This is a genomic window from Pantoea sp. SM3, from assembly GCF_000963995.1.
Lineage (GTDB): Bacteria > Pseudomonadota > Gammaproteobacteria > Enterobacterales > Enterobacteriaceae > Pantoea > Pantoea rwandensis_B.
In genome coordinates this window covers 101,037-116,683 of sequence record NZ_JZRD01000029.1, presented here as the reverse complement: position 1 = coordinate 116,683, position 15,647 = coordinate 101,037, and the positions used below count along the sequence as shown (strand labels likewise).

The following is a 15,647-nucleotide window of genomic DNA, read 5'->3' as shown; positions in this document are numbered from 1 at the left end:
ATTGATTTCTACTATATCCAGCGGCGTCATAACCTGCAGCTGTTTTCAACTCACAGGACTCAGCCATGAATGTACTGATTGTGTATGCCCATCCAGAACCGCGTTCACTGAGCGGTTCGTTGAAAGATTTCGCCGTCAATCACCTCCAGCAAGCAGGCCATCAGGTGCAAGTATCTGACCTCTATGCCATGCAGTGGAAAGCTCAGCTTGATGCTGCAGATACACTGGCGCCACTGGTGGGCGCACACTATGACGCCACACTGGATTCCCGTTGCGCTTTTGACCAACAGCTACAGGCTGCCGATATTGCCGCAGAGCAGGAGAAACTGCGCTGGGCCGATACGGTGATTTTCCAGTTTCCGCTGTGGTGGTTCAGCATGCCCGCCATCATGAAAGGCTGGTTTGACCGGGTTTATGCTAATGGATTTGCTTACGGTGTCGGCGAACACAATGAACAGCACTGGGGGGATCGTTACGGCGAAGGTACGATGACAGGCAAACGCGCGATGCTGGTGGTGACCACCGGTGGCTGGGAATCACATTATAGCCCGCGCGGTATCAATGGGCCGATTGATCAACTGTTGTTCCCGATTCAGCACGGCATGCTGTTCTATCCCGGCTTCAGCGTGTTGCCGCCGCTGGTGTTTTATCGTGTACAGAAATCCGCGCAGGAACGCTTTGCTGGCTGGTGCGATACCCTGGCCACGCGGCTGGATACGCTGGCGGACACGGCACCGATTGCCTTTCGTCAGCAAAATGGCGGCGACTATGCAATTCCCGCGTTAACGCTGAAAGATACGTTAGCGAAAGGAGAAAGTGGTTTTGCTGTGCATGTGAAATGATTAAACGGCGTTGGCGCTACTCATACAGCCAACGCCCTGCCTTGGCAGATTCAATCAGCATGCTCAGAGTAAAATCCGGCACCACAGGGACTTCACGCTTGTTGAAGGGATTCAGTATCTGCGCCAGTGACGGTTCGTCCGGATAGTAGGTATCAATCAAAAAACCGCCCCGATCTACCGCGAATTCGCTGAAGAACTCGTCCATCAACGCCTGCGCTTCTTCACGCTCGAAGTTCAGATCGGTATCGATATCAATCTGCGGCGTGAGTGTTTTTTGTTTAAACAGATAGACACCGTCGTAGCGGCGCACTAATTCGTAGATACGCTGGTCGATTTCGTCGGTCATCACCTACCCTCCTGTTAAACCAGCGGCTATTCTGCCATGCAATCTCATCTGCCAGGTAGCGCAAATGATAGCACTGTGCCGCTCTGCTTCATGCGCTGCCAATAAACAGTCGTTCCATGGCTTAAAACCGCGCAGCCAATTGGCTTCCGCCAGAAAAAACATTAAATTACATAAAGATAAACAATAAAATTCATTCAATGACTCCTTCAATGTTGATAGCCCGCACCTGAGCGCGGTGCGGGCTAATAACTTTCTGGTCATCATGGATGATTTACCAGCCTCACACGGTCACCGGAAGAAAGGTGGTGGCTGCCAGGACGTGCTGTTTATTCACGTGATCGACAGGAGATTTTTTACAGGCGCGGGAGGGGGGACTGCACAAACTGCAGGTAAAGGGTTTTTTGATGTTCTCGGTGATCACCACATATCCTCCCTGGCAGATTCTGCACGTTGTGCGGGAAATTATACCGCAATCAATAAAGCGTAATAAGGTCCAGGCGCGTGTTAGCCCTAATATTGGCTTTTCATGGCTTTGAGCAGCACACTATTCCAGATAGAGTCGGTAAGATTTCATCAATACGTTGATTGGCGGCCCTTTTTCCGTTAATTTTAAATACAGATAGATGTTATAAAACATCGATGCGTGAATATTTTGTTCCCATGACATAAACCAATCTTCTGAGAAAGGCAGCATACCTTTTGGCGGAGGTGCTCCTCGTAACGCTTTATATAAGCGTAATAATCGTCGGCGGCTTAGAGATGTCTCAGATTCTAAAACCTGCATACGTGCGCCGAGCGAAATCAACTCCATAGCGATATGATCATCAAGCACTTCCTGCAACAAATTCTTCTTATTCATTCTGATCACCTCAATCTGTTGTTACAAGATCTTTATTGAGCGAATTCAGTAAATCCGTCGACAAGATAATGCCCGTGTGAATTTTCTGTAGTGCCTCAATTCGTGATTCTTTCGTGAGATTCTCAATCAAGAATTCATCATCAATGCGTAAGCGGCAAATGAATTGATTGGTCGAGGCCAACTTCATCAATTGGGGTAACGTCAGAACTTTAAGATTATCGATGGTCGCTTCCGATAACCCAAGACGGAAGCCTGCTGCAAACTTATCCTGTCTAATTAATTGTTGCGCCAGTAAAAGGTAAGATAAATTCAAATCGTGGATATGCGGAAGATACTCATCAAAGTCAGACATTGATAACACCTTGTGTTTATCGTGCGGAGCACGGGTTCAATAAGAGAGGAATATCTATTCCCATGTGATGCTAATCATCGTGTGATCGTGAGTTAAACGTTTTTGCCAGCGACGCGAAAACCACTGATCAACGATTGAGTCGCATCCAGCAATGAAAAAATGATATCCATCAGAAATTCCCGTAACAATACCGCAGAAAAGACTGACTGAGGAAATCTCTTTAAGATCATGATTAATAAAGATAATAAGATTATTAATTCTTATTAATTATCAAGTTCATCCGTTAGCGGATCCTGAGTTGCTTCAAACCTCTAGATCGCTTCATCATAATCCAGACGACTGCGCAAACGTTTTAATGCCAGACTGTGAAGCTGGCTCACCCGTGTTTCTGAAATATTGAGAAACAGAGCGATTTCGCGCATATTGAGATCATGATGATAATAAAACTGTAAGATGATTCTTTCCCGCTTCGGCATAAAACGTAAGTATTGCGTAATAAGCTGAATCAAATCCTGCTGGATTGAATGATGCAAAGGGTTTAACAAAGCATGTTCATCGTTGGCCTGTTCCCATAAATCGGCATAATGCTCTCGCAGTTCATCAATCGAGTGAAGCTGGCTATTATATTTATCTTCCAGCATCTGATGGAAACCCCGCAGTGGCACCCCCATTCGCTCGGCAATATCCCGTTCACTCGCGCTCGAGCCTTTCTCCTGTTCAACAATCTTGATAATTGCAGAAATTTGACGCGAATGCGTTCTGACACGACGCGGTACCCAATCACGCCCGCGCAGTTCATCAATTAACGCCCAACGCACACATTGTGTCACCCAGGCGCTGAGGGCAACGCCTTTCTTCTCGTCAAAGCTGTCAACGGCGGCAATAAATCCCATTGCACCTGCTTGAATGAGATCATCGAATTCTACGCTATTTGGTAGCCTTTTTTTCAGGCGCAACACTTCCTCTCTCACCAGAAAATGATATGTCGACCACAACTCACTTTTATAATCAATTCCGGATGTTGTGTATAACACATCCATATTAACCACCCTGTAACCGTCTTTAAACTGATTATCGGGCGAATGCTATTGTTTAAATAGTGCGATAAGATTTCATTACCAATGCTATTTAATCTCATTCATTCGGCAATGAATAGCGCGTTAAAATATCTCTCTCAACTGAGTCTTTTGTACCGATATTAGATAAAGCCAACCCCCTTCGTTGTCACCAGCAAAATCCCGTTGATGCCAATGCTCTGCTCGTCTGATGCTGAGATAATTTTCCCATTAGCTCTCTCACTCGCACGACCGTACTCACGATTTCCTGCTTCACCACCCTGTCATGATTCACCTAACACGATCCGGCACCGAAATGCAGATCCTCAAAGACACAAGGGCGATGGCTTCCTGTCAGCAGCAGCGAAGCATGTTCACGTATTCAGGATGCTGATTTCCCGAGAAAAGACCCCGCCATGAACCGCGACAACACCCTGCAGTAAGCGAGCATTTCCGTGCTGTCTCAAGTCAATCAGGTGTAGCAGAGTGGGCTGAGCCTGCGGCATCAATCAGTACCTCACCTTGCTAACATTTATCGTGCCATTTTCGACCTCCCGCTATGGGGCTACCTGGCTGGTTCGCCTTTTTTCTGATGAAAAATACTAATCATTATTACGCTAACAACTTACGAGTAGCGGTTATTAGCATTGTTAATTATCGATAAAAAATAACCACATAATTTTAGCGGTTTACCTATCATAAAAAACCTTAATGATTAAGGGGCTTTTCAACATTTTTCAGGAAAATAATCGCAGGAAAGTGCTGAAAATCTGGCACTCTTTAGCTGAAAAATGGGAACGGTGACCGTAAAAATAACATTAACAGCCGACCCGCTCTTTACCCTAATTGATAGACAACTTCTTTATGCCCAACACAATCCTACTTGGACAGGCAGCCAGATTAGACAGACGTACTCGTATACTAAGCCGGACGCTGGATAATATGTCCGTGACGTTGCCCGCCAGCGCCGCGCGCTGCCTGTATGCACTCGCGGAGGCGCAAGGCGAAGTGCTGACGCATGAACAGTTGATGGAGATTGGCTGGCGCCGTGACGGTTATGCCGCAACCGATAACAGCGTACGCGTGATGATTAACAAGTTACGCCGTGCATTCATGTCGCTGGAGCTTGAGCAGCAGATTAACCTGCTGGCCGTCACGCGCAGCGGTTACCGCTTAATCATTAATGTCCCACCAGTCGTCGATCACTCCGTTCCAGTGTCGATGCCCCTGCCGCCGCCTGCTCGTGGCACGCTGACCTGGCGACGCGTAACAGGCATCACCGCCGCCGGTATCACCGCCGGGTATCTGGTGGCATTGTTGGTACAACACTTCTTTCTGCTCACACCAAAACCGATCGATTTTGTCAGCTGGCATGGCCCGGCGATTCCGGATGGCAGCAGCGTCTGGGTGCCGAAAGGACATCATACGCAGCACGCATTGATTGAAACCACACTGCGCACCTATCGCCGTTATGTGCTGGATGCGAACCCGGACAAACCCGCGGCAAGAGTGCTGTACGTCACACTCAGCTCCGCCAACAATCCGCAACATCAGGGCGTGATTGCCTGCCAACAACCCTTTGAGGAGGTGAAAAATGCGTGCGAGTCCTTCTATTTTCGCCTCAATTAAATCCCCGTGGCTCTGGCTGTTTGTCGGCGGCTTTGTGCTGGCGTTTAGCGGCGTGATCGGGCGCTGGCTGGCCACCAGCGCGCAGCAGTCCCAGTGCCGGTTTCCACTGGCGTTTTATGACATCAAAAGTGAGCGTGAATGGGTGCTGACGCAGGGGATTTACCGCAGCTATCACGATGGCTTCAGTGAGGGGCATTTAACCTATCTCGGCACGCTTTCTCGTTTTATGGATGGACAACTTATCGCACCTGCCACCCCGATTCATCGTGCTGTGTGGTTTAACGGCGAGTTCAACCACAACCTGCTGAAAATCACCGTCACGCACCACAGCCGTGGCCTGGGTGACAAAAGCCGCGACGAGGACGTGCAAAAGTATGTCTTCCCGCATTGGCAAGCAGGCGATGTCAGCGTGATTGCTCTTTATCTCTTTAATGGCCGCGTGCTGGCCTCCGGCACAGAGAGCGTGGCGCGTAATGTCTGCATCAGGTAGCCAGAAATTTAGCGCAGCGCTTCTGACAACGGCGCAAGGCGCTCGAACAAGTGTGATGTAAAGGGTAAGACTGGTATCGCCCATCAGGAACTTCATACCTATCCCCTAACGTCAGAGGGAAAGCAGGTGCCGGTATTCTGCGGCCAGAGTATCAGTAATTAGCGCAACGTGCGTATGGCCTGGCTGATTAGATGAAAATCGGCGCGCCGTGCGAGCGGTGGCGGTGTTGAGTCATCAGGCAGAAATTGGGTATTGAGTGCGGCAAAGATTATGCTTTCGAAATGAATATTACTGTTGATTATGAAGGCGTTGCTGCTGAATTTCAGGCACAAAAAAAGCCGCTCGTAAGCGACTTAATTTTGCATCAATCGATGGTGCCGAAGGTCGGACTCGAACCGACATGTATCTCTACGGTTGATTTTGAATCAACTGCGTCTACCGATTTCGCCACTTCGGCACTGAAGAGGATGCGGAAAACGTTGGCGATTATACCGTTACGCGCAGAGTGCGCAACACTAATCGACAGCGCTGTGCGCTAAGCGTTGAAAAAACCAGCACTTCGCCACTTATGAGGCGCAAACGCGGCAGCTCGGGCGCCCTTTCGGCGCTTTCCTGTACAAATTCCAGAACATTCCCAAACTCCCTCTACTTCGGAACTTTCCGTGCTTACGCCTCTCTTAACCAAAACTGACAACGTCAGATGTATAAAACAAAGAGGTTGAGATGAACAAAGCAGCACAACGCATCATTTTGGGATTGGGTATCGCGGCGGCAATGGCGGCAGGCAGTGCGTCGGCAGCGAGTTGGCAGGATCAGCTGAGCAGCGCGGCATCGCAGCTGTCTCAGCAAAACAGCGGTTCTACCACCACCAGCAGCACGCAGAACGGCGGTCTGTCGCTCTCTTCGCTGAGCGGTTTACTGAATGGCGGTGACAAAGCGGTCAGCTCCAACAGCATGACCAACGCCGCAGGCGTCATGTCCTACTGCGTGCAGCACAACGTGGTGGATAACAATGTGGCATCGGTGAAAGATCAGGTACTGAGCAAGCTTGGTTTGAGTAGCCCTGCCGCACAAGAGCAGAAAACCGATTATCAGCAGGGTCTGCAAGGCTTGCTGAACACCGGCAACGGTCAGCAGCTGAATCTGCAGAGTCTGAGCAACTCGCCGATGGGTGAGAAACTGAAGACCAAGGCCTGTGATGTAGTGCTTAAACAAGGCAAGAAATATATCGGCATGTAATTCACGCCCTACTTCGGGTTGCAGGTGCGTTGGCGGCTTTCGTTCCCCCGCATCGCTTACTGAGTAAGTGCATCGGGCGTCTCTCAATAGCCGCCGTACTGCATCCGGAATGATAGTGGGTGAAGTGACTATGAATAAGACGCGAGCTGTCCCTCGCGTCTTATTTAGTATTGATGGGGGGCAATAAATTGCGCCGCCACGGGCCATTAATCCATCAGCTCATCAACCCTTTAGTTTCTTCTACCACCCTGCCCAGCACATCCACCGCCTGCTCAAACGATCGAATATTGGTGTAGCCGATCACCAGTCCGTAGCGTTTCTGGGTTTGCGTATACCAACCTGAAAGCGGCAACACGCGCAGCTGATGACGCTGCCAAATCTCCGCCAGTGCCACATCCTGAATACCTCGCCGCAGGAAGGCCACGATATGCATGCCGCCATCAGTGAGTTCAAAGTCAAACAGCTGCGGGAAACAGTACTGTAGCGCATCCAGCATCATGCGGCGGCGCTGCTGGTAGAGAATCCGCATCTTCTTGATATGACGATAGAAGTGACCTTCACTGAGGAACTGTGCGAGGATTTTCTGCGGTAACAACGGCATACCGGTTTCGAGGATTTCACCCAGCTCGCGGAAGCGTTCAATGGTCTGCTGCGGCATCACCAGATAACCCACGCGCATCGCGGGCATCATGGTTTTGCTGAAAGTGCCGGTATAGATCACCCGATCATGCACATCAAGGCTTTTTAGCGCCGGGATCACTTTGCGCGTGTAGTGAAACTCGCCGTCGTAATCATCCTCAATGATCCAGCTGCTATTCTGCTGCGCCCATTCCAGCAATTGATGCTTACGGGGTAGTGATAACGTCACCGCAAGCGGGCTCTGATGGGTTGGCGTGACCACCGCAAAGCGTGCGTCTGAGTGATAACGCTGGAGGAAATCCACGTCGAGGCCTTCCCGATCCACCGGCACATAGTGCAGATTCGGTGCGATGCGCTTTAACAATTTCTGCCCAAAGAAATAGCCCGGGTCTTCAAACAGGACTTTGTCGTGAGGATGGGCCAGCACGGCCAGGATGAGGCGCAGGTTGGCACGATAACCGGTGGTGATAAAAATCTGCTCCGGCTGGCAGTTAAGCCCGCGCGAAATATTGAGATAGCTGGCAATCGCCTCACGCAATGGCTGGTAGCCCATAATGGCGGGCATGATCATTTCATCGGGCCGCAACGTTCGCGCCGCCTTTCCGGAGATTAGCAGCCACTTCTTGTGCGGGAACTCATCCAGTGCCGGAATACCCAGCCGCAGCTCGCCTTTGCTTTCAATCACCGGATGTTCGAGCGGTGTGGAAGGTGGCGCCGTGGTGACCACGGTGGCTTCACCGAGATTCAGTGCGGGGTTCACGCGCGTGCCCTTCGCGCCCTGGCTGACAAAGTACCCCTCTCCAATGAGAATTTCGTAGGCGGCCTCCACGGTTTTGCGCGCGACTTGCAGCTCACTGGCTAACACGCGGATCGCCGGCACCCGGTCGCCCGGCTTTAAGCGCCCTTCCAGGATCTGCTGACGATAGCGAGCGTAGATTTCTTTGTAACCCATCTGTCTTCCTTCATCACGATGAGGAGCACATAAATGCGCTCTGGAGAGTGAGCGCAGGATTCAGCAGCATAACCATGTCCTACCTGTTTTCTCCTATATTGACCCTTTTCCCTTCGACATAGAAGTTTAAGATGTCCCCATCAACCCGACAACCGCTTGCAGGCTGCTATGAAGATTGTTCATTACCAAACGCCCACGGAGCTGGCCTGCTGCTATGCATTGATGCGCGAACTGCGTTTCAAACTGAAGGATGAAGCGGCGTTTGTGGCGCAGGCACAGCGTCAGCAATTACAGGGCTACCAACTGGCGGGTATCGAACAGGATGGTCAACCGGTGGCGCTGGCGGGCTATCGCCTGCTGGAAAACTTTATTCATGGCCGCTTTTGCTACATCGATGATTTGGTGACCTGCACCAACACGCGCAGTCAGGGTTTGGGTGCCGCACTACTGCACGGTCTGGCGCAGCAAGCACGGGAACAAGGCTGTGGCCGCATCGTGCTCGACACCGCGCTGAGCAATCAACGGGCACAACAATTTTATCAACGCGTCGGTTACCACGCGTTGGGACTGCATTTTTATCGCGATCTCGCTGAGGGAGAAAATTCATGAAACTGCTGCATATTCAGGTCAGCCCGGATCTGGTTGGATCGGCCTCACGTAACGCCTCGGCGCGTTTGGTGGAAAAGCTTCGCGCCCAGCATAGCGATCTCGAAGAGACGGTACTGGATCTGGCGCAACATCCGTTGCCGCACCTGGATGCCTTCACCATTGGCGCGTTCTTTACCCGCCCGAAGGATCGTAACGATGCACAGCGTACCGCCATTCAGACTTCGGAAAACATGGTGGATCAGCTGTTCGCCTGCGACACCCTGGTTATCTCGTCGCCGATGTGGAACCTCGGTTTGCCGTCGGTGCTGAAAGCCTGGTTCGATCATATCACTCGCGCCGGACGCACCTTCGCGTTTACACCGGAAGGGGCCAAAGTCGGTCTGGTGAACGGCAAAAAGGTGTACAGCGTGGTCGCCAGCGGCAGTGTGTTTGCCCACGGCCCGTTTGTGCAGGATGACCAGTTCACCCCTTACATCCGCGTGGCACTGGAATACATCGGCATCACCGATGTGGAATTTATCCGCGTGGACGGTACGCACGATCCCGTTAGCCGCGACACCGCATTACCCCTGGCTCTGCAAGCTATTGACCGCTTATTTTGAATGAGGAAAACATCATGACTTCACGCGTTAATCATTTTAAAACCGCGCCAGCACTGGCCAAATCCATGTCTGATTTCTCTAACACCGTGGCGAATACCGCGCTGGAGAAGTCACTGAAACACTTGATCGATATCCGTGCTTCGCAGTTGAATCACTGTGCCTTCTGCCTCGACATGCATGTGAAGCAGGCGAAAATCGACGGCGAGCGCGAACTGCGTCTGCATCACGTTTCTATCTGGCGTGAATCTCCACTGTTCAGCGCTCGCGAGAAAGTGGCTTTTGCCCTGACCGAAGCCCTGACCCGCATTGGTGAACACGGCGTGGATGAAGCGCTGTACGGTGAAGTGCGTGAACATTTCTCTGAAAGCGAAATCAGTGAGCTGACCTTTAAGATCGCTGCCATCAACACCTGGAACCGCCTGATGATTTTGTCACAGATGGCACCGGGTGCACTCGATAGCGCTTACGGGCTGGATCGTGCTGATTTGCGTTAATTTTTACCGCCAGTAGCCTGTGCTGCTGGCGTTGTCATGTTCATCTGCGCTGCCTAAGGCTATAGTGAGATTTTGCACCACACAGGACAGCGCGCATGAAAGGCATCAATATTGCGATTTACTTCGATCCCGACCTGATTCACATCAGCGTTCACCAACAGGATGACAGCTATCTCAGCCACCACTTCAGCTACGATGACAGCGTGATTGAAGAGATTTACCAGTGGCTGGAGCAGTTCACGCCTAATCGCACCCACATTTGCCTGATTGAGCACGATACTGCCGACATCCTCGCCGATGAGCTGGTGGATAACGGCTATCACGTCCATCAGGTGACGCAGCACGACCTCCTGAACTGGTTTGCCAGCGAGCCTCCCGCAGAACCCGATGGTTCGCCAGTGCGCGCCCTGCTGCGCTATCTGGAAAACGAAAACCCATCTGAGTACCAGTCTCGCACTCCGCAGATCGAAGCCTTGATGGATATGCTGGATGAGCTGGACGATCTGGAAGGCGTGGACGAAGTCGAGGATGAGGACAACCTGCCGGATGACGTACTGCGCTTAATGAAGCAGAAGAAAATCACCGCCAACCAAGCCGCTGAGCGTTTGCTGCCCGACGTCAATGAACGTATTCGCGAGCACCTGATAAGCTATCCTGAGCTGATGACGCCCGAGCTGCTGGAAGATTTCTTCCCGGAGTTGCTGGAAGCGTTAGAAACGCCAAAACATTGATGCATTTTGCACACGCACGCTAAATCGTGCCGCGACGCACCTTGACGGTGTGTCGCGCTGCCATTGGAACTCGGGGAAAATCATGCTGGAACTGTTTAAAGCCATCGGGCTGGGATTGGTGGTGCTGTTGCCGCTGGCCAATCCGCTGACCACGGTGGCGCTGTTTCTCGGACTGGCGGGAGACATGAATTTCCAGGAACGCAATCGTCAGGCGATGCAGGCCTCGATCTACGTGTTCCTGATTATGATGGTGGCGTGGTACGCCGGGAATGCGGTGTTGCACACCTTTGGCATCTCGATTCCTGGACTGCGTATGGCAGGTGGATTGATCGTCGCCTTTATCGGTTTTCGCATGTTGTTTCCGGCGAAACCCGTTGGTCACTCCGTCGAAGCCCGGCATAAACAGGATGAAATCGACGCCACGGATGCAAATCGTGAATCGGTGAACATTGCGTTTGTGCCGCTGGCGATGCCCAGCACGGCGGGTCCGGGCACCATCGCGATGATCATCAGTTCGGCCTCCACGGTGAAATCGGGCGTCGATTTTCCTGACTGGGTGGTGAACGTCGCGCCGGTGCTGACGTTCTTATCGGTCGCCGTGATTTTGTGGATTTCGCTGCGCAGTTCGGGTGCCATCATGAAGCTGGTGGGTAAAGGCGGAATTGAAGCCATTTCGCGATTGATGGGCTTTTTGCTGGTGTGTATGGGCGTACAGTTTGTGATTAATGGCGTGTTAGAAGTGGTACGGACTTTTCATTGAAGAGAGCGCGGCCCGAAGGCCGCGCCCGATTTACTCTGCTTTCAACGTCTTGCGCACATCCGCAACCTGATCTTTGGTCACGGCTGGGGCATTGTTACTCCAGCCCTGACGGATAAAGGTCGCCAGCTGCGCCACTTCATCATCCGTCAAACGCTTGCCAAAGCCCGGCATCGCGAGGGTTGACGGCGCCTTCTCGGTCGATGGCTGCTGCGCACCGGCGAGAATGGTGTGGATCAAGCCGGTAGGATCGTTGGCATTCACAATAGTGGCCTGATCCAGCTCCGGGAAGATACCTGGCGCGCCTTTACCGGTCACGAAGTGACAGGCACCGCAGTTATCGATGTACAGACGCTCACCTTCCGTCAGGTTTTTCGCTGCGGTCAGTTTGGCTTCCGTGGCCTGCTGCTTCTGCACGTTGTACGCCTGCAGCGGTGGGTTGCCACCGATGAACTTCAGATAAGACGCAATGGCTTTCAGATCGGCATCCGTCATGTGCGAGCTGGAGTGCTCAATCACTGACTTCATCTCTCCGCCCACTGCGGCTTTGTCGTTACGACCGGTTTGCAGGTAATCGACGATCTCCTGCTCACTCCAGCGCGGTAAGCCACGCAGCGACGGCACATCCCAGTTGTTCAGGCTACCACCAGCGAGGAATTTGTCGTCACCGCTGTCCAGCGCCTTCTCGTTCATACCTAAGCCGCGCGGCGTATGGCAACTGCCGCAGTGACCAAGACTTTCCACGATATAAGCACCGCGATTCACTTCTTCCGACGCGCCGCCAATCGGCTGGAACGGCTTATCAGAGGTGAACGCCCAGTTCCAGAAGCGCATACCCCAGCGCTGGCTGAACGGGAAGCTCAGTTTGGTCTCTTCCGGCTGCTCGCTGCTCGGCTTCACGCCCTTCATGAAGTAAACATACAGCGCGTGCATGTCTTCATCGCTGATTTTGGCGTAATCCGGGTACGGCATTGCCGGATACAGACGTGAACCGTCCGGCAGCACACCTTTACGCACGGCATCAGAGAACTGCTGCTCGCTGTAATTGCCGATGCCGTGCTCTTTGTCCGGCGTAATGTTGGTGGAGTAGATGGTGCCGAGATTCGACTCAATCGCCAGACCACCGGCGTAATCGGCCTTGCCCGCGACGGTATGGCATGCCATGCAGTCGCCGAGACGTGACAGATATTCACCTTGCTTGATCAGCGCGGCTTCATCTTCCGCGTGAGCCTGGACCGCAAAGCTTCCCAGCAGTACGGCGTTAGCGATTAACAATGATTTTAATTTCATGTGCTTATGCCTGTACCAATGGACCTGGGTTTTTCAGATAGTGTTCTTTGATCGCCTGCGCAGCCATCAGGGTAATCGCGCCGATGGTATCGGTCGGGTTCGCCTGGAAGTTTTGCGGGAAGGCGTTACCGCCAGGTACAAACACGTTATGCACATCCCAGCTCTGCAGATACTTGTTCAGCGCCGAGGTTTTCGGGTTATCGCCCATCACCGCACCACCCACGTTATGGGTAGAAACGTATTTGGTCAGGTCAAAGTCCGCGCCCATTGGCAGGAAGCTCATGCTCATGCTGTCTGGGTTCAGCTCTTTGGCGATATCGCCGACGATACCTTTCAGATGCTGTTGCAGCTTGAGTTCGTTCTCTTTCCAGTTAAAGGTCATGCGCAGCAGCGGCTGGCCACGATGGTCGGTGTAATGCGGATCCAGATCCAGATAGATATCGCGATACGACTGACAAGTGGTAGTGATGCTGATCTTCATGGAATGGTTGTACCACTCTTCCAGACCTTCTTTGTAACCCATACCCCAGGCTGGCGTGCCCTTTGGCAGCGCTGCCGCCATTGGCGTACCGGTGGCTTGCGAGCTGTGGATCTTCGCGCCGCCGAGGAAGCCGAGGCCTGGACCGTCGAAGTTGCCTGGCGAGATGTCGTTGAACATCTGACCAGTGGCGCCTGCGGTCGCGTAGGAGTTGAAGTTCTTGTCTTTGAAGAACAGGGTTGCGCCACCGTTCGACAGGAACGCGTAGTTACGGCCCACCACACCTTCTTCGGTGATTGGGTTGTACGGCTTGCCGATACCTGACAGCAACATCAGACGCACGTTGTACAACTGGAAGCTGGAGAGCACCACGATTTTGGCGGGCTGGAACACTTCGTTGCCGTCTGCATCGAAGTAGAGAACACCCTTCGCCGTTTTACCATCGTCGTGTAGCACCACTTTGTACACTTCCGCATGCACTTCGTAAGAGAAGTTAGGCATACGCTTCAGCGCATCCATCACGGCGGTTTGCGGTGAGGCTTTGGAGTAGTTCAGGCACGGGTATTTCGAGCAGTAACCGCAATAGTTACACGGCGCGATCTGGTTGCCGTACGGGTTTTTCCACGCGCGAGACACGCAAGCAGACGGGTTCGGGAACGGGTGGTAACCCAGCTTGGTCGCCGCTTCTTTAAACATCACGTTGTTCAGCGTGTCTTCCAGCGCAGGCAGCGGATACGGTTCAGAGCGCGGGCCTTCGAACGGGTCACCGCCTTCCAGAATCTGACCACGCAGGTTGCCGGTGTTGCCCGACTGACCGCAGATCAGCTCAAACTTATAGTAATACGGCTCGATCTCTTCCCAGGTGAACGGGAAATCCATCACGCGCATATCGTCCTGCAATACGCCGGGTTTGTAAGCCTGATCGACGTAGGTCTTCAGTTTGATATCGGTTGGGGTTGGACGAATCAGTACCGCCGTCCAGTGCATACCTGCGCCGCCCACACCGGTACCCGGAGCGAATGCGCCCCATTTACGCGTCGGGAGTGCCGTCTGGCTCATGTTGTAACGCACGGTGACCGCCACTTCTTTTGGGGTGGCGAACACTTTGTTACGCACGTTATAGGCGTATTCATCAGCGGGTTTCGGGTAAGCGAAATCCGGGTAGTCACGCTCGCCGCCGCGCTCTAACGCGCGCACTTCGAGCCCGGCCATCGCCAGTTCGATACTCATCAACGAGCCGGCCCAGCCGAGGCCGCAAACGACGACGTCGACTTCTTTCTTTGTAATCTGTGCCATGTTAATCCTGTCTCACATACCAAATACGGGGGGGAGGCTTAAGCGCGCTCACCCAAGAGGCTGACCGGTCCCAGCGGGTACGGCACGTTGTGCTGTTTCACCCACTCGGTGAAGCTGGCGCGTGCGCCTGGGAAACCAATCGCAATCCAGGCTTTCATGCCCTTATTGCCGCCGTACATGGGATCGGCGAGGTAACCGTGTTTGGTATCAGCCAGAAGCTGGCCAAAGAACTGCGAGGCTTTCAGGTTCGGTTCACCCATTGCCGGGAAATCGATACCGTCATTTTTATTGACCTTGGTCAGCACCGCGTCTTTCTCTTCCAGCGTCAGTTCATGGAAGGATTTTTTGTAGGTGCTCTGCGTCCACTGTTCCACCAGCTTGATGCCTGTGCGATACAGTTCCTGCGGGGTGTAAGGGATCTGATAACCCATGGTGGCTGGCGCGTGCACGTCGAACGGACCCTGCATGTAAATTTCGCCGCCGAACTCAGGGCTATGGAGTTGCTGATCGATAAAGATCGGCACGTTAGTTTCCAGTGCACCTGGGGCCTTGCCCTTACCACCGGCCGGAATCAGACGATCGGTCGCGGCCAGAATAAACTGCCACTCCTGAGCGCTGAAAAAGATCGGTTTGTAATCGGCGAGTTCCGGTGCTGCCATTTCCGCAGCTTGCGCCGCAGTTAATCCCTTAAATACCAGGTCGCTTAATGGCAAAGCCAATAACGACCCAAGCAAAAACTTACGTCTGGTGGTCGGTTTATTTAGAAGCATGGCGCGACGACTCTCACTTGCTAAGAAAGATAATTATTTTTGTTAATGGCTTTATAAATCGGTAAATAACCTGGCAATCTTAGGGATATAGATATTTCTGAATGTAAGAATCAATGTTCGGATGTGTTTTGATGAGAAACCATCATGATGTTGAATTTAGGTTAAGGGCAGGTAAAGGGCTTTCGGAGGGTGAATTGGACTTTTAACCGTACAATTG

16 protein-coding genes, 1 tRNA gene and 1 pseudogene are annotated in these 15,647 nt (G+C 52.4%); 9 read left to right on the top strand and 9 right to left on the bottom strand.

Features of this window, described 5'->3' with window-relative positions; translation table 11 throughout:
• The first annotated feature begins 65 nt into the window (after positions 1–65).
• Positions 66–842, top strand: a complete 777-nt coding sequence (locus VI01_RS16395) for an NAD(P)H-dependent oxidoreductase (RefSeq protein WP_045815917.1) — start codon at positions 66–68, stop codon at positions 840–842.
• A 16-nt stretch (positions 843–858) separates the two neighbouring features.
• On the opposite strand, the gene VI01_RS16390 is transcribed toward VI01_RS16395, so the two are convergent.
• The 4 genes and pseudogenes from VI01_RS16390 to fliA all read right to left on the bottom strand — a co-directional run bounded on the left by VI01_RS16390 (position 859) and on the right by fliA (position 3,439).
• Positions 859–1,188, bottom strand: a complete 330-nt coding sequence (locus tag VI01_RS16390) for a DUF1493 family protein (protein ID WP_081946746.1) — start codon at positions 1,186–1,188, stop codon at positions 859–861.
• A 280-nt stretch (positions 1,189–1,468) separates the two neighbouring features.
• A pseudogene (gene flhC / locus VI01_RS16385) lies at positions 1,469–2,047 on the bottom strand (flagellar transcriptional regulator FlhC).
• A gap of 10 nt (positions 2,048–2,057) precedes the next feature.
• Positions 2,058–2,399: a flagellar transcriptional regulator FlhD gene (gene flhD / locus VI01_RS16380; RefSeq protein ID WP_045815916.1), complete on the bottom strand. Its 342-nt coding sequence runs from the start codon at positions 2,397–2,399 to the stop codon at positions 2,058–2,060.
• 311 nt (positions 2,400–2,710) lie between these two features.
• Positions 2,711–3,439 carry an RNA polymerase sigma factor FliA gene (gene fliA, locus VI01_RS16375; RefSeq protein WP_045815915.1) on the bottom strand — a complete coding sequence of 243 codons (729 nt, stop codon included), beginning with the start codon at positions 3,437–3,439 and terminating at the stop codon, positions 2,711–2,713.
• Between the two features lie 957 nt (positions 3,440–4,396).
• Here fliA and VI01_RS16370 point away from each other — a divergent pair.
• Together VI01_RS16370 and VI01_RS16365 are read left to right on the top strand one after the other, a co-directional pair.
• The gene (locus VI01_RS16370) at positions 4,397–5,083 is read left to right on the top strand and encodes a helix-turn-helix domain-containing protein (RefSeq protein WP_052697012.1); all 687 of its coding nucleotides are present in this window, start codon (positions 4,397–4,399) and stop codon (positions 5,081–5,083) included.
• Positions 5,049–5,573: a hypothetical protein gene (locus VI01_RS16365; protein WP_045815914.1), complete on the top strand. Its 525-nt coding sequence runs from the start codon at positions 5,049–5,051 to the stop codon at positions 5,571–5,573. The genes VI01_RS16370 and VI01_RS16365 overlap by 35 nt, the downstream gene beginning before the upstream one ends.
• Positions 5,574–5,945: 372 nt before the next feature.
• On the opposite strand, the gene VI01_RS16360 is transcribed toward VI01_RS16365, so the two are convergent.
• Positions 5,946–6,030: transfer RNA gene (locus VI01_RS16360), tRNA-Leu, on the bottom strand.
• Positions 6,031–6,296: 266 nt separating this feature from the next.
• Here VI01_RS16360 and VI01_RS16355 point away from each other — a divergent pair.
• Positions 6,297–6,812 (top strand): DUF2501 domain-containing protein, encoded by a 516-nt coding sequence (locus VI01_RS16355; protein ID WP_038649319.1) that lies wholly within the window; start codon positions 6,297–6,299, stop codon positions 6,810–6,812.
• Positions 6,813–7,026: 214 nt separating this feature from the next.
• Here the strand turns inward: VI01_RS16355 and VI01_RS16350 are convergent, their stop codons facing one another.
• Positions 7,027–8,403, bottom strand: a complete 1,377-nt coding sequence (locus tag VI01_RS16350) for a PLP-dependent aminotransferase family protein (RefSeq protein WP_045815913.1) — start codon at positions 8,401–8,403, stop codon at positions 7,027–7,029.
• 168 nt (positions 8,404–8,571) lie between these two features.
• On the opposite strand from VI01_RS16350, the gene VI01_RS16345 reads away from it, so the two are divergent.
• The 5 genes from VI01_RS16345 to VI01_RS16325 all read left to right on the top strand — a co-directional run bounded on the left by VI01_RS16345 (position 8,572) and on the right by VI01_RS16325 (position 11,599).
• Positions 8,572–9,012: a GNAT family N-acetyltransferase gene (locus tag VI01_RS16345; RefSeq protein WP_045815912.1), complete on the top strand. Its 441-nt coding sequence runs from the start codon at positions 8,572–8,574 to the stop codon at positions 9,010–9,012.
• A complete protein-coding gene (locus VI01_RS16340) occupies positions 9,009–9,614 on the top strand; it encodes an FMN-dependent NADH-azoreductase (protein ID WP_045815911.1) in 606 nt (201 codons plus the stop codon). Before VI01_RS16345 ends, VI01_RS16340 begins: the two co-directional genes overlap by 4 nt.
• Positions 9,615–9,628: 14 nt before the next feature.
• A complete protein-coding gene (locus tag VI01_RS16335) occupies positions 9,629–10,108 on the top strand; it encodes a carboxymuconolactone decarboxylase family protein (protein WP_038649331.1) in 480 nt (159 codons plus the stop codon).
• Positions 10,109–10,203: 95 nt separating this feature from the next.
• Positions 10,204–10,839, top strand: coding sequence for a hypothetical protein (locus tag VI01_RS16330; protein ID WP_034826425.1), 636 nt, complete (start codon positions 10,204–10,206; stop codon positions 10,837–10,839).
• Positions 10,840–10,921: 82 nt separating this feature from the next.
• On the top strand, positions 10,922–11,599 hold the full coding sequence (locus tag VI01_RS16325; RefSeq protein WP_045815910.1) for a MarC family NAAT transporter: 678 nt from the start codon (positions 10,922–10,924) through the stop codon (positions 11,597–11,599).
• Between the two features lie 30 nt (positions 11,600–11,629).
• Here VI01_RS16325 and VI01_RS16320 read toward each other — a convergent pair whose 3' ends face one another.
• Genes VI01_RS16320 through VI01_RS16310 form a run of 3 tightly spaced genes read right to left on the bottom strand, consistent with a single transcriptional unit; the run spans position 11,630 to position 15,430 of the window.
• On the bottom strand, positions 11,630–12,886 hold the full coding sequence (locus VI01_RS16320) for a cytochrome c (RefSeq protein WP_038649336.1): 1,257 nt from the start codon (positions 12,884–12,886) through the stop codon (positions 11,630–11,632).
• A 4-nt stretch (positions 12,887–12,890) separates the two neighbouring features.
• Complete coding sequence (locus tag VI01_RS16315) at positions 12,891–14,660, bottom strand: GMC family oxidoreductase (RefSeq protein ID WP_045815909.1); 1,770 nt, start codon at positions 14,658–14,660, stop codon at positions 12,891–12,893.
• Between the two features lie 38 nt (positions 14,661–14,698).
• Positions 14,699–15,430 carry a gluconate 2-dehydrogenase subunit 3 family protein gene (locus tag VI01_RS16310; protein ID WP_038649342.1) on the bottom strand — a complete coding sequence of 244 codons (732 nt, stop codon included), beginning with the start codon at positions 15,428–15,430 and terminating at the stop codon, positions 14,699–14,701.
• Positions 15,431–15,647 lie beyond the last annotated feature (217 nt).